Source organism: Erwinia papayae, from assembly GCF_058241465.1.
In genome coordinates, this window is the sequence record NZ_JBZCHT010000009.1 from 191,153 (window position 1) to 213,817 (window position 22,665).

17 protein-coding genes and 1 pseudogene are annotated in these 22,665 nt (G+C 52.3%); 12 read left to right on the top strand and 6 right to left on the bottom strand.

Going from position 1 to position 22,665, the window contains the following annotated elements; genetic code table 11:
• Window positions 1–33 precede the first annotated feature (33 nt).
• Together AC3RPL_RS05765 and AC3RPL_RS05770 are read right to left on the bottom strand one after the other, a co-directional pair.
• Entirely contained in the window at window positions 34–1,059 is a 1,026-nt protein-coding gene (locus tag AC3RPL_RS05765; protein WP_034938134.1) for an ABC transporter substrate-binding protein, read from the bottom strand.
• Window positions 1,060–1,133: 74 nt separating this feature from the next.
• Complete coding sequence (locus AC3RPL_RS05770) at window positions 1,134–2,393, bottom strand: 4-aminobutyrate--2-oxoglutarate transaminase (RefSeq protein WP_034938132.1); 1,260 nt, start codon at window positions 2,391–2,393, stop codon at window positions 1,134–1,136.
• A 121-nt stretch (window positions 2,394–2,514) separates the two neighbouring features.
• On the opposite strand from AC3RPL_RS05770, the gene pdxR reads away from it, so the two are divergent.
• Together pdxR and AC3RPL_RS05780 are read left to right on the top strand one after the other, a co-directional pair.
• A complete protein-coding gene (pdxR, locus tag AC3RPL_RS05775) occupies window positions 2,515–4,008 on the top strand; it encodes a MocR-like pyridoxine biosynthesis transcription factor PdxR (RefSeq protein ID WP_490739268.1) in 1,494 nt (497 codons plus the stop codon).
• Window positions 4,009–4,282: 274 nt separating this feature from the next.
• Window positions 4,283–5,368, top strand: coding sequence for an ABC transporter ATP-binding protein (locus AC3RPL_RS05780; protein ID WP_490739269.1), 1,086 nt, complete (start codon window positions 4,283–4,285; stop codon window positions 5,366–5,368).
• Between the two features lie 302 nt (window positions 5,369–5,670).
• On the opposite strand, the gene pta is transcribed toward AC3RPL_RS05780, so the two are convergent.
• Both pta and ackA read right to left on the bottom strand, forming a co-directional pair.
• Window positions 5,671–7,818 (bottom strand): phosphate acetyltransferase, encoded by a 2,148-nt coding sequence (gene pta, locus AC3RPL_RS05785; protein ID WP_490739270.1) that lies wholly within the window; start codon window positions 7,816–7,818, stop codon window positions 5,671–5,673.
• 185 nt (window positions 7,819–8,003) lie between these two features.
• Window positions 8,004–9,206, bottom strand: a complete 1,203-nt coding sequence (ackA, locus tag AC3RPL_RS05790) for an acetate kinase (RefSeq protein ID WP_490739271.1) — start codon at window positions 9,204–9,206, stop codon at window positions 8,004–8,006.
• A 332-nt stretch (window positions 9,207–9,538) separates the two neighbouring features.
• Between ackA and yfbV the strand changes: the two genes are divergently transcribed.
• The 4 genes and pseudogenes from yfbV (at window position 9,539) to AC3RPL_RS05810 (ending at window position 13,219) form a co-directional block, all read left to right on the top strand.
• A complete protein-coding gene (gene yfbV, locus AC3RPL_RS05795; protein ID WP_034938122.1) occupies window positions 9,539–9,991 on the top strand; it encodes a terminus macrodomain insulation protein YfbV in 453 nt (150 codons plus the stop codon).
• Window positions 9,992–10,140: 149 nt separating this feature from the next.
• The gene (locus tag AC3RPL_RS05800) at window positions 10,141–10,635 is read left to right on the top strand and encodes a YfbU family protein (RefSeq protein WP_034938121.1); all 495 of its coding nucleotides are present in this window, start codon (window positions 10,141–10,143) and stop codon (window positions 10,633–10,635) included.
• A 14-nt stretch (window positions 10,636–10,649) separates the two neighbouring features.
• Entirely contained in the window at window positions 10,650–11,309 is a 660-nt protein-coding gene (locus AC3RPL_RS05805) for a sugar phosphatase (protein ID WP_490739272.1), read from the top strand.
• A gap of 77 nt (window positions 11,310–11,386) precedes the next feature.
• Window positions 11,387–13,219, top strand: a pseudogene (locus tag AC3RPL_RS05810) (SLC13 family permease).
• A 5-nt stretch (window positions 13,220–13,224) separates the two neighbouring features.
• Here the strand turns inward: AC3RPL_RS05810 and yfbR are convergent.
• On the bottom strand, window positions 13,225–13,821 hold the full coding sequence (yfbR, locus tag AC3RPL_RS05815) for a 5'-deoxynucleotidase (protein WP_034938118.1): 597 nt from the start codon (window positions 13,819–13,821) through the stop codon (window positions 13,225–13,227).
• Between the two features lie 123 nt (window positions 13,822–13,944).
• On the bottom strand, window positions 13,945–15,159 hold the full coding sequence (locus AC3RPL_RS05820) for a pyridoxal phosphate-dependent aminotransferase (RefSeq protein WP_367167797.1): 1,215 nt from the start codon (window positions 15,157–15,159) through the stop codon (window positions 13,945–13,947).
• Window positions 15,160–16,020: 861 nt separating this feature from the next.
• On the opposite strand from AC3RPL_RS05820, the gene lrhA reads away from it, so the two are divergent.
• From lrhA to nuoF, 6 genes are all read left to right on the top strand, one after another.
• On the top strand, window positions 16,021–16,947 hold the full coding sequence (gene lrhA, locus AC3RPL_RS05825; protein ID WP_490739273.1) for a transcriptional regulator LrhA: 927 nt from the start codon (window positions 16,021–16,023) through the stop codon (window positions 16,945–16,947).
• A 665-nt stretch (window positions 16,948–17,612) separates the two neighbouring features.
• Entirely contained in the window at window positions 17,613–18,050 is a 438-nt protein-coding gene (locus tag AC3RPL_RS05830) for an NADH-quinone oxidoreductase subunit A (RefSeq protein ID WP_034938111.1), read from the top strand.
• A gap of 15 nt (window positions 18,051–18,065) precedes the next feature.
• Complete coding sequence (locus tag AC3RPL_RS05835; RefSeq protein WP_034938110.1) at window positions 18,066–18,740, top strand: NuoB/complex I 20 kDa subunit family protein; 675 nt, start codon at window positions 18,066–18,068, stop codon at window positions 18,738–18,740.
• Window positions 18,741–18,846: 106 nt separating this feature from the next.
• Window positions 18,847–20,646, top strand: a complete 1,800-nt coding sequence (gene nuoC, locus AC3RPL_RS05840; protein WP_490739274.1) for an NADH-quinone oxidoreductase subunit C/D — start codon at window positions 18,847–18,849, stop codon at window positions 20,644–20,646.
• Between the two features lie 2 nt (window positions 20,647–20,648).
• Complete coding sequence (gene nuoE / locus AC3RPL_RS05845; RefSeq protein ID WP_034938108.1) at window positions 20,649–21,164, top strand: NADH-quinone oxidoreductase subunit NuoE; 516 nt, start codon at window positions 20,649–20,651, stop codon at window positions 21,162–21,164.
• On the top strand, window positions 21,161–22,507 hold the full coding sequence (gene nuoF / locus AC3RPL_RS05850) for an NADH-quinone oxidoreductase subunit NuoF (RefSeq protein WP_261640108.1): 1,347 nt from the start codon (window positions 21,161–21,163) through the stop codon (window positions 22,505–22,507). Before nuoE ends, nuoF begins: the two co-directional genes overlap by 4 nt.
• The last annotated feature ends 158 nt before the right edge of the window (window positions 22,508–22,665 follow it).

Sequence of the window (22,665 nt, forward strand, 5' to 3'; positions counted from 1 at the left end):
GTCGGACCGGTAGCAAGGCCCGACCTGCCTGATTTACTTAGCCGCCCAGGCGTTAAAGCGCTGTTCGAGTTCTTCACCATGTTCCAGCCAGAAGTCACTGCTCACCTGAACCGATTTCGCCAGGTTTTCCGGCGCGGTAGGCAGTGTGCTCAGGCGTTTGGGATCGAGCAACTTACCTGCGTTAACGTTAGTTGGGCCATAAGGAATATTTTCTGCAAATACTTTCTGATTTTCAGGCTGATTGGCAAAAGCGATAAACTGTTCCGCCAGCGCTTTATGTTTCGAGCCTTTAACGATCGCCCAGTTGTCGAGGTCATACAACGCATTGTCCCAGACGATTTTGAAGTTATGCCCTTCGTTCTGCGCGGCACCGATACGGCCATTGTAGGCTGAACTCATCACCACATCGCCGGAAACCAGCCATTGCAACGGCTGCGCGCCAGATTCCCACCACTGAATGTTTGGCTTAATCTGATCCAGCTTTTTGAAGGCCCTGTCGACACCCGCCGGGGTAGCCAGCACTTTATAGACATCTTCGCGTTTAACGCCGTCGGCCATCAGCGCGATTTCCAGCGTGTATTTGGCGCTTTTACGCAGCGCGCGTTTACCAGGAAAATCTTTGGTGTTCCAGAAGTCAGCCCAACTGGTGGGACCTTTCTTCAGTTTACTGGCGTCGTAGGTCAGCACCGTGGACCAGACAAAGATACCGGCACCACATTCGGTGACGGCGGCAGGAATGAAGTCTGCCTTTTTGCCCAACTTATTCCAGTCCAGCGTTTCAAAAAGCCCCTCTTCGCAGCCACGCTGCAACTCCGGGGTTTCCAGTTCCACCACATCCCAGCCAATCTGACCGGTTTCAACCATGGCGCGAATACGGGCCATCTCGCCGTTGTACTCGCCGGCCTCAATGGTGCCTTTGCCTGCGGCAGCGAAGGGTTTATAAAAGGCTTTGTCCTGTGCATCTTTATTGGTGCCGCCAAACGAGACAACGGTCAGTGTTTCTGCCTGTGCATGCAGTGCGAACGTTGCCAGAACCAGTGCTGCTAACTTTTTAACCATCCCGATACTCCCGTCGTTATTGTTATCAGCGGATAACCCGCCGGACAGACTTGTGCACCTTTGGTGCCTGATTTTCAGTGCGTTAAAATGGAGGAGAGCAGGGCAAGCGCCGCTCTGAACTGTGCATCCGGAATGGTCAGCGGATAAAGGAAACGAATAACGTTGCCATGCACCCCGCAGGTCAGCAGGATCAGCCCCTGTTCCAGCGCTTTCTGCTGGATTTCACGGGCGGTCGCCGCAGAGGGCTGGCCGCTGGCCGGATCGATGAATTCGGCTGCCACCATCGATCCCAACGCGCGGACTTCCGCCAGCGCCGGGTTACCGCAGCCATTGAGGGTTTCCACCAGTTCCGCTCCCAGACGAAGCGCTCGCTGGCACAGTTGCTCCTCTTCTATCACCTCCAGCACTGCCAGCGACGAGGCAACGGCCAGCGGGTTACCGGCATAAGTTCCGCCCAGCCCGCCGGGTAGCGGTGCATCCATGATTTCCGCCCGTCCGGCCACGGCTGAGATCGGCAGGCCGCCGCCGAGGCTTTTAGCCATGGTGATCAGATCGGGCTTCGCGGAATAGTACTCACTGGCAAACACCTTGCCGGTGCGGGCAAAACCGGTCTGGATTTCATCGGCAATCAGTAAAATGCCATGCCTGTCACAAAGCTCGCGCAGTTTGCTGACGAATTCGGCTGGCGCAATATTGAATCCCCCTTCACCCTGCACCGGTTCGAAAATAATTGCCGCAATATCCTGTGGGCTGACATCACAGCGGAAAATCGACTCAAGACTTTCCATGGCATCTTCCGTACTGTAGCCATGCAGGGCGTTAGGATAGCGGGCGTGGAATACGGGGCCAGGAAACGGGCCGAATCCCGTTTTGTACGGCACCACTTTGCCGGTCAGCGCCATTGTCATCATGGTGCGACCATGAAACGCGCCGGTAAAGGCGATAACGCCGGCACGTCCGGTAGCGGCGCGGGCGATCTTGACCGCATTCTCCACCGCTTCTGCGCCGGTAGAGAAAAAGGTCGATTTGACCGGGCCATCGATGGGCACAAGCTGGTTCAGGCGTTCAGCCAGCAGCAGATAATTTTCGTAAGGGATCACCTGAAAGGCGGTATGGGTGAAGCAGTCCAGTTGGCGTTTGACCGCATCAACCACCTTTGGATGGCGATGACCGGTATTAAGAACGGCAATCCCGGCGGTAAAGTCGGTATACTCTCGTCCCTGATGATCCCACAGCGTGGCGTTTTCGGCGCGAACGGCGTAGAAATCACTCATCACGCCAACGCCACGCGGCGTGGCAGCTAAACGACGCTGTTGAACTTCACTGTTGCTCATGGCTGTACCTCATCGGATGTCGGTGCGTGGCCTGTAGCACACGCATTGGGCTATCTGGTTTGTACCGTTTTGTGGGATGGAGGATCCAGAGCCAGTTTTTTTTATTTGGAGGTACCAATTTTTGCGAACGTTATTTGGCGATCTTCTGGCACATCGCCTGAGCCAGGCTCCGGCGGGTGCGTTGAACAAGCGCCTGTACGATGTTTTGCAGGCGGCAATCCAGGAAGGGGCGATAGCCACCGGCAGTCGACTGCCTGCTTCACGCGATCTGGCTAAAGAGCTGGGCGTTTCGCGTAATACGGTGCTGGCTGCTTATGAGCAGCTTCAGTCAGAAGGCTACCTGCAAACCCGCACCGGCAGCGGAACCTTCGTCAGTGAGCAGCTGCCGGAAGTGGCTCCGGAAAACAGTGAGCCAGAGTTGGTATCGGCCAGGCCATTCCGCTATGCCAGCCTGTCCCGACGGGGGATCCGGATTCTGACCCGCAGTGGGGCGGGGGCCTACCAGTGGGGCGCATTTATGCCCGGCGTACCTGACGTCAGCCATATGCCGCATGATATCTGGCGCAAAATTCAGCTGAGGCTCAGCCGCCGGATGCCCGTCGAGGCGCTGAGTTATTCCAGTCACGGTGGCTGCCTGCAATTGCAACAGGCGCTGGCCGACTATCTGCGGGTGATCCGCTCACTGAACTGTACCCACGATCAGATCCTGATTACCGCCGGGACGCACCAGTCACTGGATCTGCTGGCAAAAATGCTGTGCGATCCGGGTGATGGCGCGTGGATTGAAGAGGCAGGATACTGGGGGTTTCGTAACGTTCTGGCGGTTAACGGCGTGGAGCTGTTGCCCACGCCGGTGGATGAGCAGGGGATGGTGCTGCCGGACATTACCACGCGGGATAACCAGACGCCGCTGCCAAAACTGATTTGTGTCACGCCGTCACATCAGTATCCGTTGGGTTCGGTGATGAGCCTGCAACGTCGACAGCAGTTGCTGGCACTGGCGAAATCCTCCGGCAGTTGGGTGGTGGAGGACGATTACGACGGCGAATTTCGCTTTGGCGATACGCCAATTCCGGCCTTGCAGGGGTTGTCAGCGGATGCGCCGGTTATTTATCTCGGCACCTTCAGTAAATCACTCTATCCGGGGCTGCGTCTGAGTTACATGGTGGTGCCAAAACCGCTGGCGGCCCGAATGAAAATGGCGCACTCCGAACTCTATCGTGGTGGCAATGGTCTGGTGCAACTGACGCTGGCGGAATTTATTCGCGATGGACATTACGCGGCGCACGTGCGTCGGATGCGCCAGCTTTACAGCCGACGCCGGGATGCGCTGGTGGAGGTGATTACTACCCGGCTGGGTCCGGCTTTTCTGGCCTCGCAGAGCAATGCCGGGCTGCATCTGATTCTCTCCCTGCCGGACAGCATTGACGACGTGGCGCTGGCCGCAGAGCTGGAGCAGACAGGGATATTGACCCGCCCACTGTCGGCCTACTATCTGTCAGGAACCCAGCGACGTGGCCTGCTGTTAGGCTATGCCTGCGTGGAGGAACAGCAGATGGCGGCCACCTTCGAGCCGGTACTGCACTGTTTGCAACGACGCCTGCAACCCACGTGAGTTGATGCCTCATAATGGGGCGCAATGCACTGAGAAGGTGCGTTGTGCTTGCCTGATCCTGCCGGGTTGCTGAGAACAATTTAATTTTAAATAATTTAAAATTATAATAATCAAATTGTTATAGATAGTTATTCCGGTGTATGTATCCTGGCATTGTCAAATTCTGCTTGTCGAAAGGAAAAATGTTGTGGTAGAGCTAAAAAGAGCCACCCGGCGGCCAGAAGATGATTTCTGAGCCCGTCAGTCATTTATTCTGTCTGCACGAGAAAATGCCATGAGAAAGCTGGTCAGTTTCAAGAACATCAAAAAGAGCTACGACGGCGAAAAGCTGGTGGTGCGTAATCTCAATCTGGACGTGGAAGAGGGTGAGTTCCTGACGCTGTTAGGCCCGTCCGGCTCTGGCAAAACCACCAGTCTGATGATGCTGGCAGGGTTTAAAACACCGACCGCTGGCGAAATATTTTTGCGCGATCAACCACTGCACACATTGCCGCCACACCAGCGTGATATCGGCATGGTCTTTCAGAACTATGCACTGTTTCCACATATGACGGTGGCAGAAAATCTGGCATTCCCGTTAACCATTCGTCGTCTGAGTAAAGCCGACGTGAAGGAGCGGGTCAGTCGGGTGCTGGATATGATCAAACTGACCTCGCTGGCTGACCGCTATCCGGCGCAGATGTCCGGAGGCCAGCAACAACGTGTTGCTCTGGCGAGGGCGCTGGTTTTCGAACCGAAACTGGTGCTGATGGATGAACCACTCGGCGCGCTGGATAAGCAGCTCCGTGAGCATATGCAGATGGAAATCAAGCAGTTGCATGAGATGCTGGGGCTGACCATCGTTTACGTTACCCACGACCAGAGTGAAGCCATGACCATGTCCAATCGCGTGGCGGTATTTAACGATGGCATGATCCAGCAGATGGACAGTCCGGAGCGGCTGTATGAACAGCCCTCTAATGCGTTTGTCGCGCAGTTTATTGGTGAAAACAATGGCCTGCTGGCAACACAGCTGGCAAGTCAGGGGGATTACTACAACGTGCAGCTGGATGACGGTACGCAACTGGATGCGCTGAAAGTTCGACCCAGTTCGCCGGGTAAGAAAATCCAGCTGAGTATTCGTCCGGAACGGCTGAACGTCAATGCACCGGAAACAGGCGACCAGCAGGTACAGGCACGTATCCAGCAGTTTATCTATCTCGGTGATCATGTGCGGATGCTGACCGAAGTGGCCGGGCAGGGAAATTTTATGGTTAAACTCAGTCCGGTGAAGATGGACAGCCGCTGGAAACCCGGTAGCGAGGTCACCCTGTCCTGGCAGCCGCAGCATCTGCGAGCGCTGGACGTGATGATTCAGTAATGTTTACCTGCCAGTTAAATCAGGCTGCACCAGCGGCCTGGTGTCAATAATCTGCATTTACAAATGCCGTGGCTGATAGCGTAACAGCTGGCTTTGCATTAAATAACACGCCGACAATTAACGCTTCTCAGGGCTGCTCAGCGCTGCTATTGGGTGGTGAAAAATGGCTGTGGTTTTTTGTGTTCGGCGACAAACGCGCGTTGATTTTGCCGACTGGTTAAATGCAGGTTTTTTTTAAGCGGGCTGGCGGCGGGGTGTTCAGAATGAAATAAGGCCGCGCTGGCGGCCTTATTAGTTGAAGCTTACTGTTGCTCAGCCTGTTTTGACTGAATCGCTGTCAGTGCGATGGTGTAGACAATGTCGTCAACCAGCGCGCCGCGAGACAGATCGTTCACCGGCTTGCGCATCCCCTGCAACATCGGACCGATAGAGATCAGATCGGCTGAACGTTGTACGGCTTTATAAGTGGTGTTACCGGTGTTGAGATCCGGGAAGATAAACACCGTTGCGCGGCCTGCAACCGGGGAGTTCGGCGCTTTAGATTTAGCCACGTCGTCCATAATCGCAGCATCGTATTGCAACGGGCCATCAATCACCAGGTCCGGCCGTTTTTCCTGCGCAATGCGTGTGGCTTCACGTACTTTTTCCACATCGCTACCTGCCCCCGAATTGCCCGTGGAGTAGGAGATCATCGCCACGCGCGGCTCGATGCCAAAAGCGGTGGCAGAATCGGCGGACTGAATGGCGATTTCGGCCAGCTGTTCCGGGTTAGGATCCGGATTGATGGCGCAATCACCGTATACCAGCACCTGCTCCGGCAGCAGCATAAAGAACACGGAGGAAACCAGCGAACTGCCAGGCGCAGTTTTAATCAGCTGTAATGGCGGACGAATGGTGTTGGCCGTGGTGTGCACGGCACCGGAAACCAGGCCATCCACTTCACCACGTTCCAGCATCATGGTGCCGAGCATAACGTTATCTTCCAGCTGCTCCTGCGCGACCACTTCAGTCATTCCTTTGTTTTTACGCAGTTCTACCAGACGGGCGACGTAATTTTTACGGACCACTTCCGGGTCAACAATTTCGATGCCTTTACCCAGTTCCACACCCTGCACGGCGGCAACACGTTGGATCTCATCCGGATTGCCCAGCAGGATACAGGTGGCAATACCGCGTTCAGCACAGATGGCTGCCGCTTTTACCGTACGGGGTTCATCACCCTCCGGCAGGACAATACGTTTGCCAGCCTGGCGTGCCAGCTCGGTTAACTGGTAACGGAAAGCCGGAGGTGACAGACGACGGCTGCGTTCAGAGGCGGCAGTCAGCGATTCGATCCAGTCGGAGTCGATATGGCTGGCCACATACTCCTGCACCCGCTCAATGCGCTGCGTATCGTCAGCAGGAACTTCCAGATTGAAACTTTGCAGACTCAGCGAGGTTTGCCAGGTATTGGTTTTCACCATAAATACCGGCAGGCCGGTAGCAAAGGCGCGCTGGCAGAGTGCGTTAATCTGGTCATCAATTTTGTAGCCACCGGTAAGCAGAATGGCGCCAATTTCCACGCCGTTCATTGCGGCCAGGCAGGCGGCAACCAGTACGTCAGGGCGGTCTGCTGAAGTGACCAGCAGCGACCCCGGACGGAAGTGCTCAAGCATGTGTGGCAGGCTACGCGCACAGAAGGTGACAGATTTCACCCGCCGGGTGCTGATATCACCTTCGTTAATCACTTCAGCATTCAGGTGATGACACATATCGATGGCGCGAGTGGCAATCAGTTCGAAGCTCCAGGGAACACAGCCCAGTACCGGCAGAGGACTGTTAGCAAACAGCTGCTTCGGATCGATATTGGCGACGCTGGCCTTGGTAGAATCATCAAATATTTCAGACAGGTCTGGTCGGGTACGCCCCTGGTCATCAACCGGCGCGTTGAGTTTATTGATGATAACCCCAGTGATATTTTTATTTTTGTTACCACCAAAACTGCTTTGGGTCAGTTCGATACGCTCTTTTAACTGGGCAGGGGAGTCATTGCCCAGTGACATGACAAACACAATTTCAGCATTCAGCGTTTTAGCAATTTCGTAGTTCAACGCGGAAGCGAACTGATGCTTACTGGTCGGCACCAGGCCTTCAACCAGTACCACTTCAGCATCTTTGGTATTTTCATGGTAGAGTGCGATGATCTCTTCCATCAGCACGTCCTGCTGATTGGAACCAAGCAGCGACTCAACCCGGCTCATCTGCAACGGCTCGGCCGCAGGAATCGATGAACTTTTACGGATGATATTGGTGGTCTGATCGGGCGAATCGCCCCCGGCACGCGGCTGGGCGATGGGTTTAAATACGCTCAGGCGAACGCCTTTGCGTTCCATGGCGCGGATAACGCCAAGACTGATACTGGTCAGGCCGACGCTGGTGCCGGTCGGGATTAACATAATTGTACGGGACACGGTAAACCTCTCAGATCATAACCCTGGTAACGGGTCGCACAGCAGCACCTGTTTACCCGGTTGATGACAGAAGTGAACTTCCGGGAATTGATTAATCTGCCGCTTTACGATGACACTCATCATGGTGAATATGTAATTTGGTGTCGGAAAACAACACCGCCAGCAGGGCTGGCGGTGTTAATGACTTAAGCCGTCAGACGACTGGCGTCCTGGGCAATGACTAACTCTTCGTTAGTGGGTATCACCAGCGCAGGTCGGGTGCCTTCTTTATTGATAAAGCCGGACTTACCAAAGCGCGCGTCCAGATTGCGCTGATGGTCAACATCAAAGCCGAGCAGAGCCAGTTTGTTCAGCGTCAGTTCGCGCACCATCGCGGCATTTTCACCAATGCCACCGGTGAAGATCACCGCATCCAGACGGCCATCCATCAACGCGGTGTAAGAGCCGATATATTTCGCCAGACGGTGGCAGTAAACGTTCATGGCACGTTTAGCATCGTCCTTTGTTTCGTAATTATCTTCTACGTAACGGCAGTCGCTGGTGACGCCAGTTAGTCCCAGCAGGCCAGACTCTTTGGTCAGCATTTTATTAATGGCATCGACGCTCATGCCCAGCGTATCGTGCAGGAAAAACATGATTGCCGGATCGATATCGCCAGAACGGGTTCCCATTACCAGGCCTTCCAGCGGGGTAAGACCCATTGAGGTATCCACGCATTCACCGTTACGAATAGCGGAAACAGACCCGCCATTACCCAGATGGCAGGTAATGATGTTCAGCTCTGCCAGTGGTTTATTGAGTGCTTTTGCCGCCTGATGAGTCACATAGAAATGGCTGGTACCATGCGCGCCATAGCGACGGACGCCATGCTCTTTGTATAAATGATAAGGCAGGGCGTAAAGATAGGACTCTTCCGGCATAGTCTGATGGAAAGCAGTGTCAAAAACAGCGACATTCTTGTCAGAAAGGTGGGGGAAGTTTTTCATTGCTTCATCAATACCGATCAGATGTGCCGGATTGTGCAGAGGAGCAAATGATGAAGCATCTTTGATTCCCTGCAAAACAGCCTGATCGATAACAACGGATTGCGTCAGTTTTTCACCACCATGAACAATACGATGGCCGATTGCAGTGATTTGTGCAGAAAGTTCAGGTTTTTGTGCCAGGATAGATTTAACGATAAAGTTAAGTGCTTCGCTATGGGCTGCGCCAGCGCCCAGTTCCGCTTCCTGCTTAGCGCCTTCCATTTTCCACTTAATACGTGCCTCTGGCAGGTGGAAACATTCGGCTAAACCGGAGAGGAATTCATCGCCGTTTGCCGGATCGATAATGGCAAATTTGAGCGATGAACTGCCGCAGTTCAGAACCAAAACTAACTTACTCGACATGGAAGGTCCCTATTGGTTAAATTGGCGAAAAGAAAAGCAAACAGACTTTCAGCGTAGCGCATGAAAGTGTGTAGATTAATGATGAACATCATGCTGACCGCTAATTTTGTGCAAAAGCAAGAAATCTCATAAAAATGTTGGGAGTTGTTGAGTTAATCCATGTTGATATGCCTGAATCCCTGCGGCTGACAACATGGCGTTAACGGTCAGTAAAGAAACGAGCACAGGATAACCAGTGTCTCCCTTAAAGACAAAATATTTTGAAAGTTGTAAGGTAAAGTTGTTGTGTTGTGGTTTTTGTTTATTTTTTCTCTCCGAAGTTGAGGTCAGGCATGGCTAATGAATCCGGTTCTGTCGGTTGGTTTAAACTCTTTCAGCACGGACAGCATTATATGAAGACATGGCCTGTTGATAAGCGTCTTGCCCCCATGTTTCCTGAAAACCGGGTCACCAAAGTGACACGTTTTGCCATTCGTTATATGCCGCCTGTGGCCGTTTTTACCATGACCTGGCAGATTGCTCTGGGTGGGCAGCTGGGGCCCGCCGTGGCGACAGCACTCTTTGCCTGTAGCCTGCCGATGCAGGGATTATGGTGGTTGGGTAAACGCTCAGTGACGCCTTTACCTCCGGGGCTGTTGAACTGGTTCCATGATGTACGCGAGAAGCTGTTGGCGGCAGGGCAGGCGCTGGCGCCCGTTGAAGGTAAACCGACCTATCAGTCTCTGGCGGATGTGCTCAGACGCGCATTTAAACAGCTGGATAAAACCTTTCTCGACGATCTGTAAGATGCTGCGTTTTTTTTGATTTACCTGCAAAAACCCGGTCTGGGTCAAAGAAGCCGCTGTTTGCTGTACGGCCCGGCTGCGGCATGTGCGATCCTTGTGACATCCCCATTCTCAATGTCTGCCTTGTCCCAGTGATACCGGAGTGAATAATGGAAATGACCCACGCTCAACGCTTAATCCTTTCAAACCAGTATAAAATGATGAGCATGCTCGACCCGGATAATGCTGAGCGTTATCGTCGTCAGCAAACCATTATTGAACGAGGCTACGGCCTGCAAATGCGTGAACTTGACCGCGAATTCGGCGAGCTGAGCGAAGAAGTCTGCCGCACTATTATCGACATCATGGAGCTGCATCATGCGCTGCATGTTTCCTGGAGTAATCTGAAAGATCCTTCTGCGTTTGAGGAGCGCCGCCTGGCTTTCCTCGGCTTTGACGCCGCGACGGAAGCCCGCTATCTCGGCTACGTACGTTTTATGGTCAATGTGGAAGGGCGTTACACCCAATTCGATTCCGGCACGCATGGTTTCAATGCGCAAACACCCATGTGGCAGAAATACCAACGAATGCTGGCCCTGTGGCATACTTGTCCAAGGCAGTATCATCTGAGCGCGAATGAGATCGCGCAAGTCATCAACGCCTGAGAAGGAAAAGCGTAGTGAAGTGTAAAGGTTTTCTGTTTGATCTGGATGGCACACTGGTGGATTCCCTGCCTGCGGTGGAACGTGCCTGGATAAATTGGGCCAGACGTCATCAAATCGCAGCTGATGAAGTGCTGAACTTCATTCATGGCAAGCAGGCTATCACTTCATTACGTCACTTTATGGCGGGTGCTTCTGAAGAGGCCATCCAGCAGGAGTTTTACGCGCTGGAAAAGTTGGAATCAGAAGACACTGAGGGAATTGTTGCCCTGCCGGGAGCAGGTCAACTTATTGCTATCCTTGATGAACTGGATGTGCCCTGGGCGATCGTTACATCCGGTTCCATGCCGGTCGCCTCGGCCCGGCGGCGAGCAGCCGGATTGCCTGATCCTGAGGTTTTAGTGACGGCTGAACAGGTGCAAAACGGCAAACCTGCGCCTGATGCCTATCTTCTGGGAGCACAACTGCTCGAGCTTGAGCCAGAGGAGTGTGTCGTGCTGGAAGATGCCGCCGCAGGCATACTCTCCGGGTTGGCGGCGGGCTGCCATGTTATTGCTGTCAATGTGCCATCGGGTTCACCGCGTCTTGCCGATGTGGATATGCAACTGACTTCACTGGAGGAGCTTGTTGTCCACAAAAACCCTGACGGCAGCATTAATATCCACAGAAAACACTAAGTTATGATTTAGCCCCGCACCAGCGGGGCTAAATTTATGGCATTCTCAGTTGTCCTGCCACTGAACAGAGAATGATTGTGAATAAAGAACTGATCTGGGTTCTCAGCCTTTTATGTCTGGTGATTATGCTGTTTATCAGCGGCAAACTACGTATGGAAGTAGTGGCGTTGCTGGTCATTATTACTTTTGTCCTCAGTGGTACTCTCACCTTGCAGGAAGCCACTGCTGGTTTCAGCGATCCTAATGTAATCCTGATTGCGGCGCTGTTTGTTATTGGTGAAGGCTTAGTGCGCACCGGCGTTGCCCTGAAAATGGGGGAATGGCTGATTAAAATGGCGGGCAGCAGCGAGTCGAAAATGCTGGTGCTGCTGATGCTAACCGTTGCCGGTCTCGGTGCCTTTATGAGTTCCACCGGCGTCGTGGCTATTTTTATTCCGGTAGTGATGAGCGTGGCTGCCAGAATGAAAACCTCTCCCGGCAGACTGATGATGCCGCTGAGTTTTGCCGGGTTAATCAGTGGCATGATGACTCTGGTCGCTACGCCGCCTAACCTGGTTGTCAACAGTGAACTGCTGCGTGAGGGACTCAACGGATTTCGTTTTTTTGATGTGACGCCAGTCGGCCTTGTCGCGCTTATACTGGGGATTGGTTACATGCTGTTGGCCCGCTTCTGGCTGGTCACTCCGGATAATCAGGATGAGGCCAAAAAGCGTACCCTCAGGACATTTCGTGATTTGATCCGGGACTATAAATTAAGTGGCCGGGCGCGCAGATTGGCGGTGCGCGCGGGTTCGCCGCTGATTGGAATGCCTCTGGATGACTTACAGCTGCGCCAGCGTTATGGCATTAACGTGGTTGGACTTGAGCGCTGACGTAAATTTCGCCGGGTGATGGTGCCAGTTACCGGCACGACGGAATTTCATGCCCGGGATGTCTTATTAATTGATATGTCAGCCGCAGGTATCGATTTGCGTGAGTTTTGCAGTGCAAACTTACTGGAGCCGATGATCCTGCGTGGCGATTATTTCTCCGACCGTGCGCAGGACGTCGGTATGGCCGAGGTGCTGGTGATCCCGGAATCGGAGCTGCAAGGAAAAACGTTACGAGAGATCGCTTTTCGTTCCCGATTTGGCGTCAGTGTGATTGGGGGCAGGCGTAAAGGAGAGGTGGCCGAAGGCGCGCTTAACGACCTGCCTCTGGAGTTGGGTGACAGCCTGCTGGTCATTGGTGACTGGAAGAAAATCACGCAGTTGCAGCAACAAAAACGCGACCTCATCTTGCTGAATTTGCCTGCTGAGGTGGACGATGTTGTCCCGGCGAATAGTCAGGCACCTCATGCCATTTTCTCTCTGGCGCTGATGGTGGCAATGATGCTTACCAATGAGATACCTAATCCCGTCGCCGCGCTGATTGCCTGTTTGCTGATGGGGAAGTTCCGCTGTATAGACATGGAGAGTGCATTGCGGGCCATACACTGGCCCAGCATTATTTTGATCGTCGGTATGATGCCTTTTGCCCTGGCCTTGCAAAAAACCGGCGGTGTGAAGCTGATAGTTGACGGGCTGATGAATCTTGCAGGTGACAGAAGTCCACACGTCATGTTGCTTTGTCTGTTTGTACTTTGCGCCACCATTGGTTTGTTTATTTCCAACACTGCCACGGCGGTGCTGATGGCACCTATTGGCGTGGCGGCGGCGCATCAGATGGGGGTCTCCCCCTATCCGTTTACCCTGATTATTGCGGTAGCCGCTTCGGCAGCTTTTATGACCCCGGTATCATCGCCAGTGAATACGCTGGTGCTGGGGCCGGGCGGTTACCGGTTCGGCGATTTTGTGAAAATTGGTGTGCCCTTTACCCTGCTGATTATGGTGGCGAGCGTCATGCTGGTGCCGGTGCTTTTCCCGTTCTGAACGATTTACAGCGACTCCTGGCTGATTTCGTCCAGCGAGAGGTTAAAGCTGGGAACGAACACCTCCACAAAATAGTCCATTTCCGGGCTGTGACGTGAACTGAGAGTTTTTTCCAGTCGTGCTTTTGCCAGCTGGAACTCGTGGTTTCCGGCTGACAGTTCTTCAAGGCATTTCAGGTAGGCGCATAGCGCGTCTGCCTGCTTAACGATGGCCGTTTCGTCTTCGCTCCGCTGCTGTTCATCAAGCAATGGACGATAGGCATTTCGCAACTCTTCCGGCAGCATCTCTACCAGCTTTAACTGAGCTATTTTTTCTATTTTTTTGTATTCATGGGCAATTTGCGCATTGTAATACTTCACCGGGGTGGGCAAATCTCCGGTAAGAACTTCGCTGGCATCGTGATACATCGCCATCAGGGCGATACGATCGGCGTTGAGATTGCCATTAAACTTCTGGTTTTTAATCACCGCCAGCGCATGAGCGACCATGGCTACCTGCAAACTGTGTTCGGAGACATTTTCGGTTCGTACATTACGCATCAACGGCCAGCGATTAATCAGCTTAAGACGTGAGAGGTGGGCAAAAAAGTGGCTTTGATTCATAAGGTACGGTTTTCCTGTGACGCGGTAGCCGGACATCCGGCTACGCAGACCTGGTGAAACGTTGTTCGCGCTGGCAGAGCGCGCCCTGAGTGGAGTGACCGCCAGATCGTCAGGGCAGGGCAATCACTGATGATAGCCTTCAAGAAAACGGCCAAATTTGCTTATCGCCATTTCAAGATCGTTAACATGAGGCAGGGTTACAATGCGTACGTGATCGGGCCACGGCCAGTTGAAAGCGCTTCCCTGAACCAGCAGTACTTTTTCCTGGAGCAGAAAATCCAGCACCATTTTCTGATCGTCATGCAGATTAAACTTTTTAGCATCGATCTTTGGGAACATGTAAAGTGCGCCGTCGGGTTTCACGCAACTGACACCGGGAATATCATTGATCAACTCCCAGGCGCGTTGACGCTGTTCATACAACCGGCCACCAGGCACGATAAATTCACTGATACTCTGATAGCCGCCCAACGCGGTCTGAATGGCGTGCTGGGCTGGAACATTGGCACACAGGCGCATCGACGCCAGCATCTCCAGTCCTTCAATGTAACCTTTGGCATGTTTTTTCGGCCCGTTCAGTACCATCCATCCCTGGCGAAATCCGGCCACGCGGTAGGTTTTGGAGAGGCCATTAAAGGTAATAGTGAGCAAATCCGGAGCCAGCGCCGCAATAGAATGATGTTGAGCTGCGTCGTAGAGGATCTTGTCATAAATTTCATCAGCAAAAATAATCAGGTTATGCTGTCGGGCCAGTTCAACCACTTCCAGCAGTAACTCTTTGCTGTAAACCGCGCCGGTGGGGTTGTTGGGGTTAATAATGACGATGCCGCGCGTACGTGGGGTGATTTTACTACGAATGTCATCCAGGTCCGGAAACCAACCTGCGGACTCATCGCAAAGGTAATGTACGGCTTTGCCGCTGGAGAGGGATACTGCGGCTGTCCACAGTGGGTAGTCCGGGGCAGGGACCAGCATTTCGTCTCCGCTGTTCAGCAATGCCTGCATCGACTGCACAATCAGCTCTGATACACCGTTACCAATATAGACATCTTCCACGGTCATCTCGCGCATGCCGCGAGCCTGATAGTGCTGCACAATAGCCTTACGGGCAGAATACAAGCCTTTCGAGTCGCAGTACCCTTGCGCGCCTGGCAGATTGCGGATGACATCAACCAGAATTTCATCAGGGGCTTCAAAGCCAAACGGGGCAGGGTTGCCGATATTAAGCTTGAGAACTTTATTACCTTCTTCTTCCAGTCGTTTTGCTTCTTTTAATACCGGGCCGCGGATGTCGTAACACACGTTATCCAGCTTGCTGGATTTATCAATTGGGGTCATTTCTTCTGCCTTTGACTAAGCTGCATTCCTGCCGTGGAAAGTGAACCAGCACAATGTACTCCTCTCCAAAGCGCTTTTGAAGTGGCACCACGGGTTTTAGCAGGTTGATGCGCCCTGAAGATTTTTTTTGTCCTTATTTGGTAACTATTGATGGATAAAGGGAGGATTAAACTGTTAAATAAGGCTTAATTGAATGTTTAAAAAATGAACCTTGTGTCATTGTGATACTCTTACAATAAATGCAGAAAAAATGTGTGCCAATCCGCTTCTTTCCTGGTCAGAATGGTACTGAATGATAAATTTTTGTACAAACAGGCACTATTCTGGCGGGTTAACCAATAAAATTTTATTTTATTGATAAGAATAATCGGATTCAGGCTTAAAAAGTAATCGACAGTATGTCAGGATAATGTTGAGTAGATTTAGCACCTAGCTCTCGGGCGTTAAAAGCGAGAAGTTAACGATTCTCTTATCGATAGTGTTAAGGATTTTTAATCATTGCTGTGAAGAGATGGACCTGTACCGATTTGTTGAATGGTTGAGGGTGAGTGTCACTGATACGAATTGGTTATCTGGCATTTACCGATATGCAGAGGCGTCAGGTGACACTTTCTGTCATCTGCAAAGTGAAGCAGAGCAAGCATTAGTGATGTATCAGACGTACGAGCCTGTTGGCGGCTCACCTCTGGGTTAACCAGAGATATTATGGTCGCCGGGGTTGCAACGTCTGCGTTAGAAAGTAATGCAGTCAGGGTGAAAATCTTACTACATTACAGCATGATTACCGATTTATCTCTCTGATAAAAAAGGTAATAACACCAGGGTAGCTGTTATTAAAAAACTTATAAAAGTGAAGAAAACATGACTAGTGCAAATCGTCCAATCCTTAATCTTGACCTCGATCTGCTGAGAACTTTTGTTGCTGTTGCCGATCTGAATACTTTCGCGGCGGCAGCGGCGGCAGTGTGTAGAACGCAGTCGGCGGTGAGTCAGCAAATGCAACGACTGGAGCAACTGGTAGGCAAAGAGCTGTTCGCCCGTCACGGGCGCAACAAACTGTTGACGGAACACGGCATACAGTTGTTGGGTTACGCCAGAAAGATCCTGCGTTTCAACGACGAGGCCTGTACATCGCTGATGTACAGTAACATCCAGGGAGTGCTGACCATTGGTGCTTCTGATGATACCTCCGATACCATTCTGCCGTTTCTGCTCAACCGCGTGACGTCAGTCTATCCCAAGCTTGCGATCGACGTTCGGGTGAAGCGCAATCCGTTTATGATGGAGATGCTTAATCAGGGTGAAGTTGACCTGGTGGTTACCACGTCCAGTCCGATGAACTTTACCTGGCAGGTGTTGCGTACTTCTCCAACGCTCTGGTACTGCGCTGCGGACTATATTTTTCAGCGTGGGGAAGCCATTCCACTGGTATTGCTGGATGAGCCCAGCCCTTATCGGGACATGGCTATCGACCATCTCAACGAAGCGGGCATTCCGTGGCGCATCTCTTATGTTGCTTCCACACTTGCAGCAGTCAGGGCAGCGGTCAAAGCCGGACTGGGGGTGACAGCCCGTCCGGTTGAGATGATGAGCCCGGAATTGCGCGTAATGGGCGCGGCAGAGGGTCTGCCGGTTCTACCAGATACTGAATATTTGCTTTGCCGTAATCCGGACAGTTCGAGTGAACTTGCTCTGGCTATTTTTAACGCCATGGAATCAAGTAACGATCCTTACAATCTGACCAGCGGCCTTCAGGACGGCACTTCTTTCCCGGATGATGACGAGTGATTTTCAGTTCTTAGCGTTTAATATTAATTGTTAATTCTCTAAGATTAAAAACTACATTCTGTTTAAAAAAGCCTTTTGGTGACTATTTTGAGCCAAAAGGCTTTTTTGTTATCTTTTGACATGGGTTTCCGAATATCCCTTTTATTTTCCACATCTTTCAGCAGATGTTTTTTTCATCTGAAAAAAAATTTAACCGACCGCTTTCAGCGATGGCCTTTTATGCTGAATTGATCTTTACGCCAACTCTCTGAGTTACCCTCATCTTATAAAAGACAAAACTGTGTTCTGGATCAAAAAAATAACCCTTTTAAGGGGAAGGAAAAGCGTGTGAATCCTGCGAGAATACGCGTTGTTAAATCCCCGATCCACACAGGGAAATACCCGCTACACTCTATTCACAGAATGTGACTGACACGATTTAGCTCATTTTTTACGCATCAAATGTTAAATAAATGATACTGGTGTAAAATAATGTGTGGATACTTTTGTTAAAGTTGACAAAAGGTTATGTAAAGGAGTAAAAAACCCCATAAAATTGCTGCTTAATCAACAAAGACAGCAAGATTTATAAGGTTTTTTGTTTTTCCCTTGAATCACGTGCCAGAAAGACTGCCATTAAGAAGTGCAGGAAATCTGATTCCACGTTTTTGAATGAAGCAGAGTATATGTCAACAACTACTGAAGTCGTCGCTCATCACTGGGCGTTTGCCGTCTTTCTGATTGTCTCTATCGGTCTGTGCTGTGCAATGTTGGCCGGAGCGTGGTTTCTCGGTGGAAAAGCCCGTGGGCGTTACACCAACACCCCTTTTGAATCCGGTGCAGCCCCGGTTGGTACTGCCAAACTGCGCATGTCTGCAAAGTTCTATCTGGTCGCCATGTTCTTCGTCATCTTCGACGTAGAGGCGCTCTATCTGTACGCCTGGTCGACGGCCATTCGTGAGAGCGGCTGGACGGGCTTTGTCGAAGCCACAATTTTCATTTTGGTACTGCTTGCTGGTCTGGTTTATCTGATCCGTATCCGCGCGCTGGACTGGGCCCCGCCCCCACGTCGTGTCGTGGTCAAATCAACCACCATTTCGCATTCCAAACGTCATACGCAGTAACAGCGAGGCACAAAGATGGACTACACGCTCACCCGCGCCGACCCAAACGGTGAGAACGACCGTTACCCACTGCAGAAACAGGAGATTGTCACCGATCCTCTGGAGAAGCACGTTAACCAGACCGTCTACATGGGCAAACTTGAGCACGCCCTTCATGACATGGTCAACTGGGGACGCAAAAACTCTCTCTGGCCATTTAACTTCGGTCTTTCATGTTGTTATGTCGAGATGACTACGTCATTTACTTCGGTACATGACGTGGCGCGTTTTGGTTCCGAAGTTATTCGTGCCTCGCCGCGCCAGGCCGACTTTATGGTGGTGGCAGGAACCTGTTTTACCAAAATGGCTCCGGTGGTACAGCGTCTGTATGATCAGATGCTGGAACCTAAGTGGGTAATTTCAATGGGAGCCTGCGCTAATTCAGGCGGAATGTACGATATCTACTCTGTCGTGCAGGGTGTTGATAAGTTCCTGCCGGTCGATGTTTATATTCCTGGCTGTCCACCTCGTCCTGAAGCCTATATGCAGGCACTGCTTCTGTTACAGGAATCGATTGGTAAAGAGCGCCGCCCGCTCTCCTGGGTGGTAGGCGATCAGGGTGTCTACCGTGCCAATATGCAGTCAGAGCGTGAAAGAAAGCAGGGCGAACGCATCGCGGTGACTAACCTGCGCACCCCGGATGAAATTTAAAGCACGTAGAGGGTGAGGTCCTGAATAATCCGGCGCATATCAAAATAACATCCGCGCCAGCCTCATCCTGATGCCAATACTGAGTCACACACATGGTGAACGACTTATGACAGATTTGACCACGCAAGATCTTGCTCAGCCAGAATGGCAAACCCGGGATCATCTGGATGATCCGGTTGTCCAGGATCTGCGTAACCGTTTTGGGCCTGATGCCTTTACCGTTCAGCCAACCCGCACCGGTGTTCCGGTGGTATGGGTTAAGCCTGAACAATTACTGGAAACAGTCGTGTTTCTGCGGAAATCGCCGAAACCTTACGTAATGTTGTACGACCTTCACGGCATGGATGAACGGTTAAGAACCCACCGGGCGGGCTTGCCTGCTGCCGATTTTTCCGTGTTCTATCACCTCATCTCCATTGAGCGCAATCGCGACATCATGTTGAAGGTGGCGCTGTCTGAAAAAGACCTGCATCTGCCCACCATCACTAACATTTTCCCTAATGCGAACTGGTACGAACGCGAAACGTGGGAAATGTTTGGCATCACTTTTGATGGTCACCCGCATCTGACACGCATTATGATGCCGCAATCCTGGGAAGGGCATCCGCTGCGTAAGGATTATCCGGCGCGTGCCACGGAGTTCGATCCGTTTGAGTTAACAAAACAGACCGAAGATTTGGCAATGGAGCAGATGACCTTCAAGCCGGAAGAGTGGGGCATGAAGCGCGGCACCGCCAACGAAGACTTTATGTTCCTCAACCTGGGGCCGAACCACCCCTCTGCCCACGGCGCATTCCGTATCATTCTGCAACTGGATGGCGAAGAGATTGTCGACTGCGTTCCGGATGTGGGCTATCACCATCGTGGCGCAGAAAAGATGGGGGAACGTCAGTCCTGGCACAGCTACATTCCTTACACCGATCGTATTGAGTACCTTGGCGGCTGTGTTAACGAAATGCCCTACGTACTGGCGGTGGAGAAACTGGCTGGCATTAAAGTGCCAGAGCGCGTTGACGTGATTCGCGTAATGCTTTCAGAACTGTTCAGAATCAACAGCCACCTGCTCTACATCTCCACCTTTATTCAGGACGTCGGTGCCATGTCGCCGGTGTTCTTTGCCTTTACCGATCGCCAGAAAATTTATGATGTCGTAGAAGCTATTACCGGCTTTCGTATGCACCCGGCCTGGTTCCGCATTGGCGGCGTGGCGCACGATTTGCCGAAAGGCTGGGACCGTCTGCTACGCGAATTCCTCGACTGGATGCCAAAACGGCTGAAAGCGTACGAACAAACCGCACTGAAAAACTCCGTGCTGATTGGCCGTGCCAAAGGGGTTTCTGCTTATGGTCTGGACGAAGCACTGGCCTGGGGAACCACCGGAGCAGGCCTGCGCGCCACCGGACTGGATTTTGACGTGCGTAAATGGCGTCCTTATTCCGGTTATCAGAATTTCGATTTTGAAGTGCCGATTGGTGATGGTGTCAGCTGTGCCTACACCCGTGTGATGCTGAAAATGGAAGAGATGCGCCAGAGTATGCGCATCCTTGAGCAGTGTCTGAAAAACATGCCGGAAGGCCCGTTCAAAGCTGACCATCCGCTGACCACACCGCCGCCAAAAGAGCGCACGCTCCAGCATATCGAAACCCTGATCACTCACTTCTTACAGGTTTCATGGGGCCCGGTGATGCCGGCCAATGAATCCTTCCAGATGATAGAGGCGACCAAGGGGATTAACAGTTACTACCTGACCAGTGACGGCAGCACCATGAGCTATCGCACCCGTGTGCGAACGCCCAGCTTCCCGCACCTGCAACAGATCCCTTCGGTGATTAACGGCAGCCTGGTATCCGACCTGATCGTATACCTCGGTAGTATCGATTTTGTTATGTCAGACGTGGACCGCTAATTATGCACGATCAACGAATTGCGATTGAAACGATCGAAGACGACGCCCCCTTTGTGCTGAGCGCGCTTGAGCATGATGCTATCGAGCATGAAAAGCACCATTACGAAGATGCCCGTGCGGCTTCCATCGAAGCGTTAAAAATTGTTCAGAAACAGCGCGGCTGGGTGCCGGATGGTGCAATCAATGCCATTGCCGAGGTGTTGGGCATCCCCGCCAGTGATGTGGAAGGTGTGGCGACATTTTACAGCCAGATTTTTCGTCAGCCGGTGGGCCGCCATGTGATCCGCTACTGCGACAGCGTGGTGTGTCACATCACCGGTTTTCAGGGTATTCAGGCGGCACTGGAAGAGAATTTGCGTATTAAGCCCGGCCAGACCACGGCGGATGGTCGCTTCACACTGCTGCCGACCTGCTGCCTGGGTAACTGCGATAAAGGCCCGACGATGATGGTGGATGAAGACACCCATGTTCACCTGACGCCGGAAAACATCGTCAACTTACTGGAGCAGTATCAATGACATTTAAAGAGATCATTCGTACTGCGGAGACGCATCCGCTGACCTGGCGTCTGCGTGATGATAAACAGCCGGTATTTTTCGACGAATATCGTAGCAAAAACGGTTATGCCGGTGCCGACAAAGCGCTCAAGACCATGTCGCAGGAAGAGATTGTCGCGGCGGTAAAAGACTCCGGATTAAAAGGTCGCGGCGGCGCGGGGTTTTCCACCGGACTGAAGTGGAGCCTGATGCCGAAAGACGAATCCATGAATATCCGTTACCTGTTGTGTAACGCCGATGAGATGGAGCCAGGCACCTATAAAGACCGCCTGTTAATGGAGCAGATGCCGCACCAGTTGGTTGAGGGAATGCTGATCAGTGCCTTTGCCCTGAAGGCTTATCGTGGCTACATCTTCCTGCGTGGCGAGTACATTGAAGCCGCAGTCAATCTGCGCCGGGCCATAGCGGAAGCGACAGAAGCAGGCTATCTGGGAAAAAATATTCTCGGCACCGGTTTCGATTTTGAGCTGATCGTGCATACCGGCGCGGGCCGCTACATCTGCGGAGAAGAAACCGCGTTAATTAACTCGCTGGAAGGACGGCGCGCTAACCCGCGTTCAAAACCACCATTCCCCGCCTCGGCAGGCGCATGGGGTAAACCGACCTGCGTTAACAACGTCGAAACCCTGTCCAACGTGCCGGCCATTCTTGCCAATGGTGTCGAGTGGTACAAAGGCATTTCCGGCAGTGAAGACACTGGCACCAAGATGATGGGTTTCTCCGGTCGGGTGAAAAACCCGGGCGTCTGGGAACTGCCGTTTGGTACGACCGCCCGTGAAATCCTGGAAGACTATGCTGGCGGTATGCGTGATGGCCTGAAGTTTAAAGCCTGGCAGCCAGGGGGCGCAGGGACCGATTTCCTGACTGAATCACACCTTGACCTGCCAATGGAATTTGCCAGCATCGGCAAAGCGGGCAGCCGTCTGGGCACCGCGCTGGCGATGGCGGTTGATCACGAGATCAACATGGTTTCGCTGGTGCGCAATCTGGAAGAGTTTTTTGCCCGCGAATCCTGCGGCTGGTGTACGCCATGCCGTGACGGACTGCCGTGGAGCGTAAAAATTTTGCGCGCGCTGGAACGTAAAGAGGGGCAGCCGGGTGATATCGAAACGCTGATGCAACTCTGTCGACAGTTAGGCCCGGGTAAAACCTTCTGTGCGCACGCGCCAGGTGCAGTAGAGCCACTGCAAAGCGCAATCAAATATTTCCGTGAAGAGTTTGAGGCAGGCATCGCGCCACAGGTATGGGGCAACGCACACGCGATAGCCGGAATCCAGGCCAACCTGCTGAAGTCCCGTTGGTAAAGAAAAATTAAGATGCGAGAAGTCATCGCTGATTTTACCTGAGGTTTTCAGTCACAGTCAGGCGACATCAAAAGCATTCCGGACGCAGGGATTAGCCAGTGTCCAGGATAAAAACGCAGTCAACGCCGCTGTGACAGATAAGATGACAGGTAGAAGAA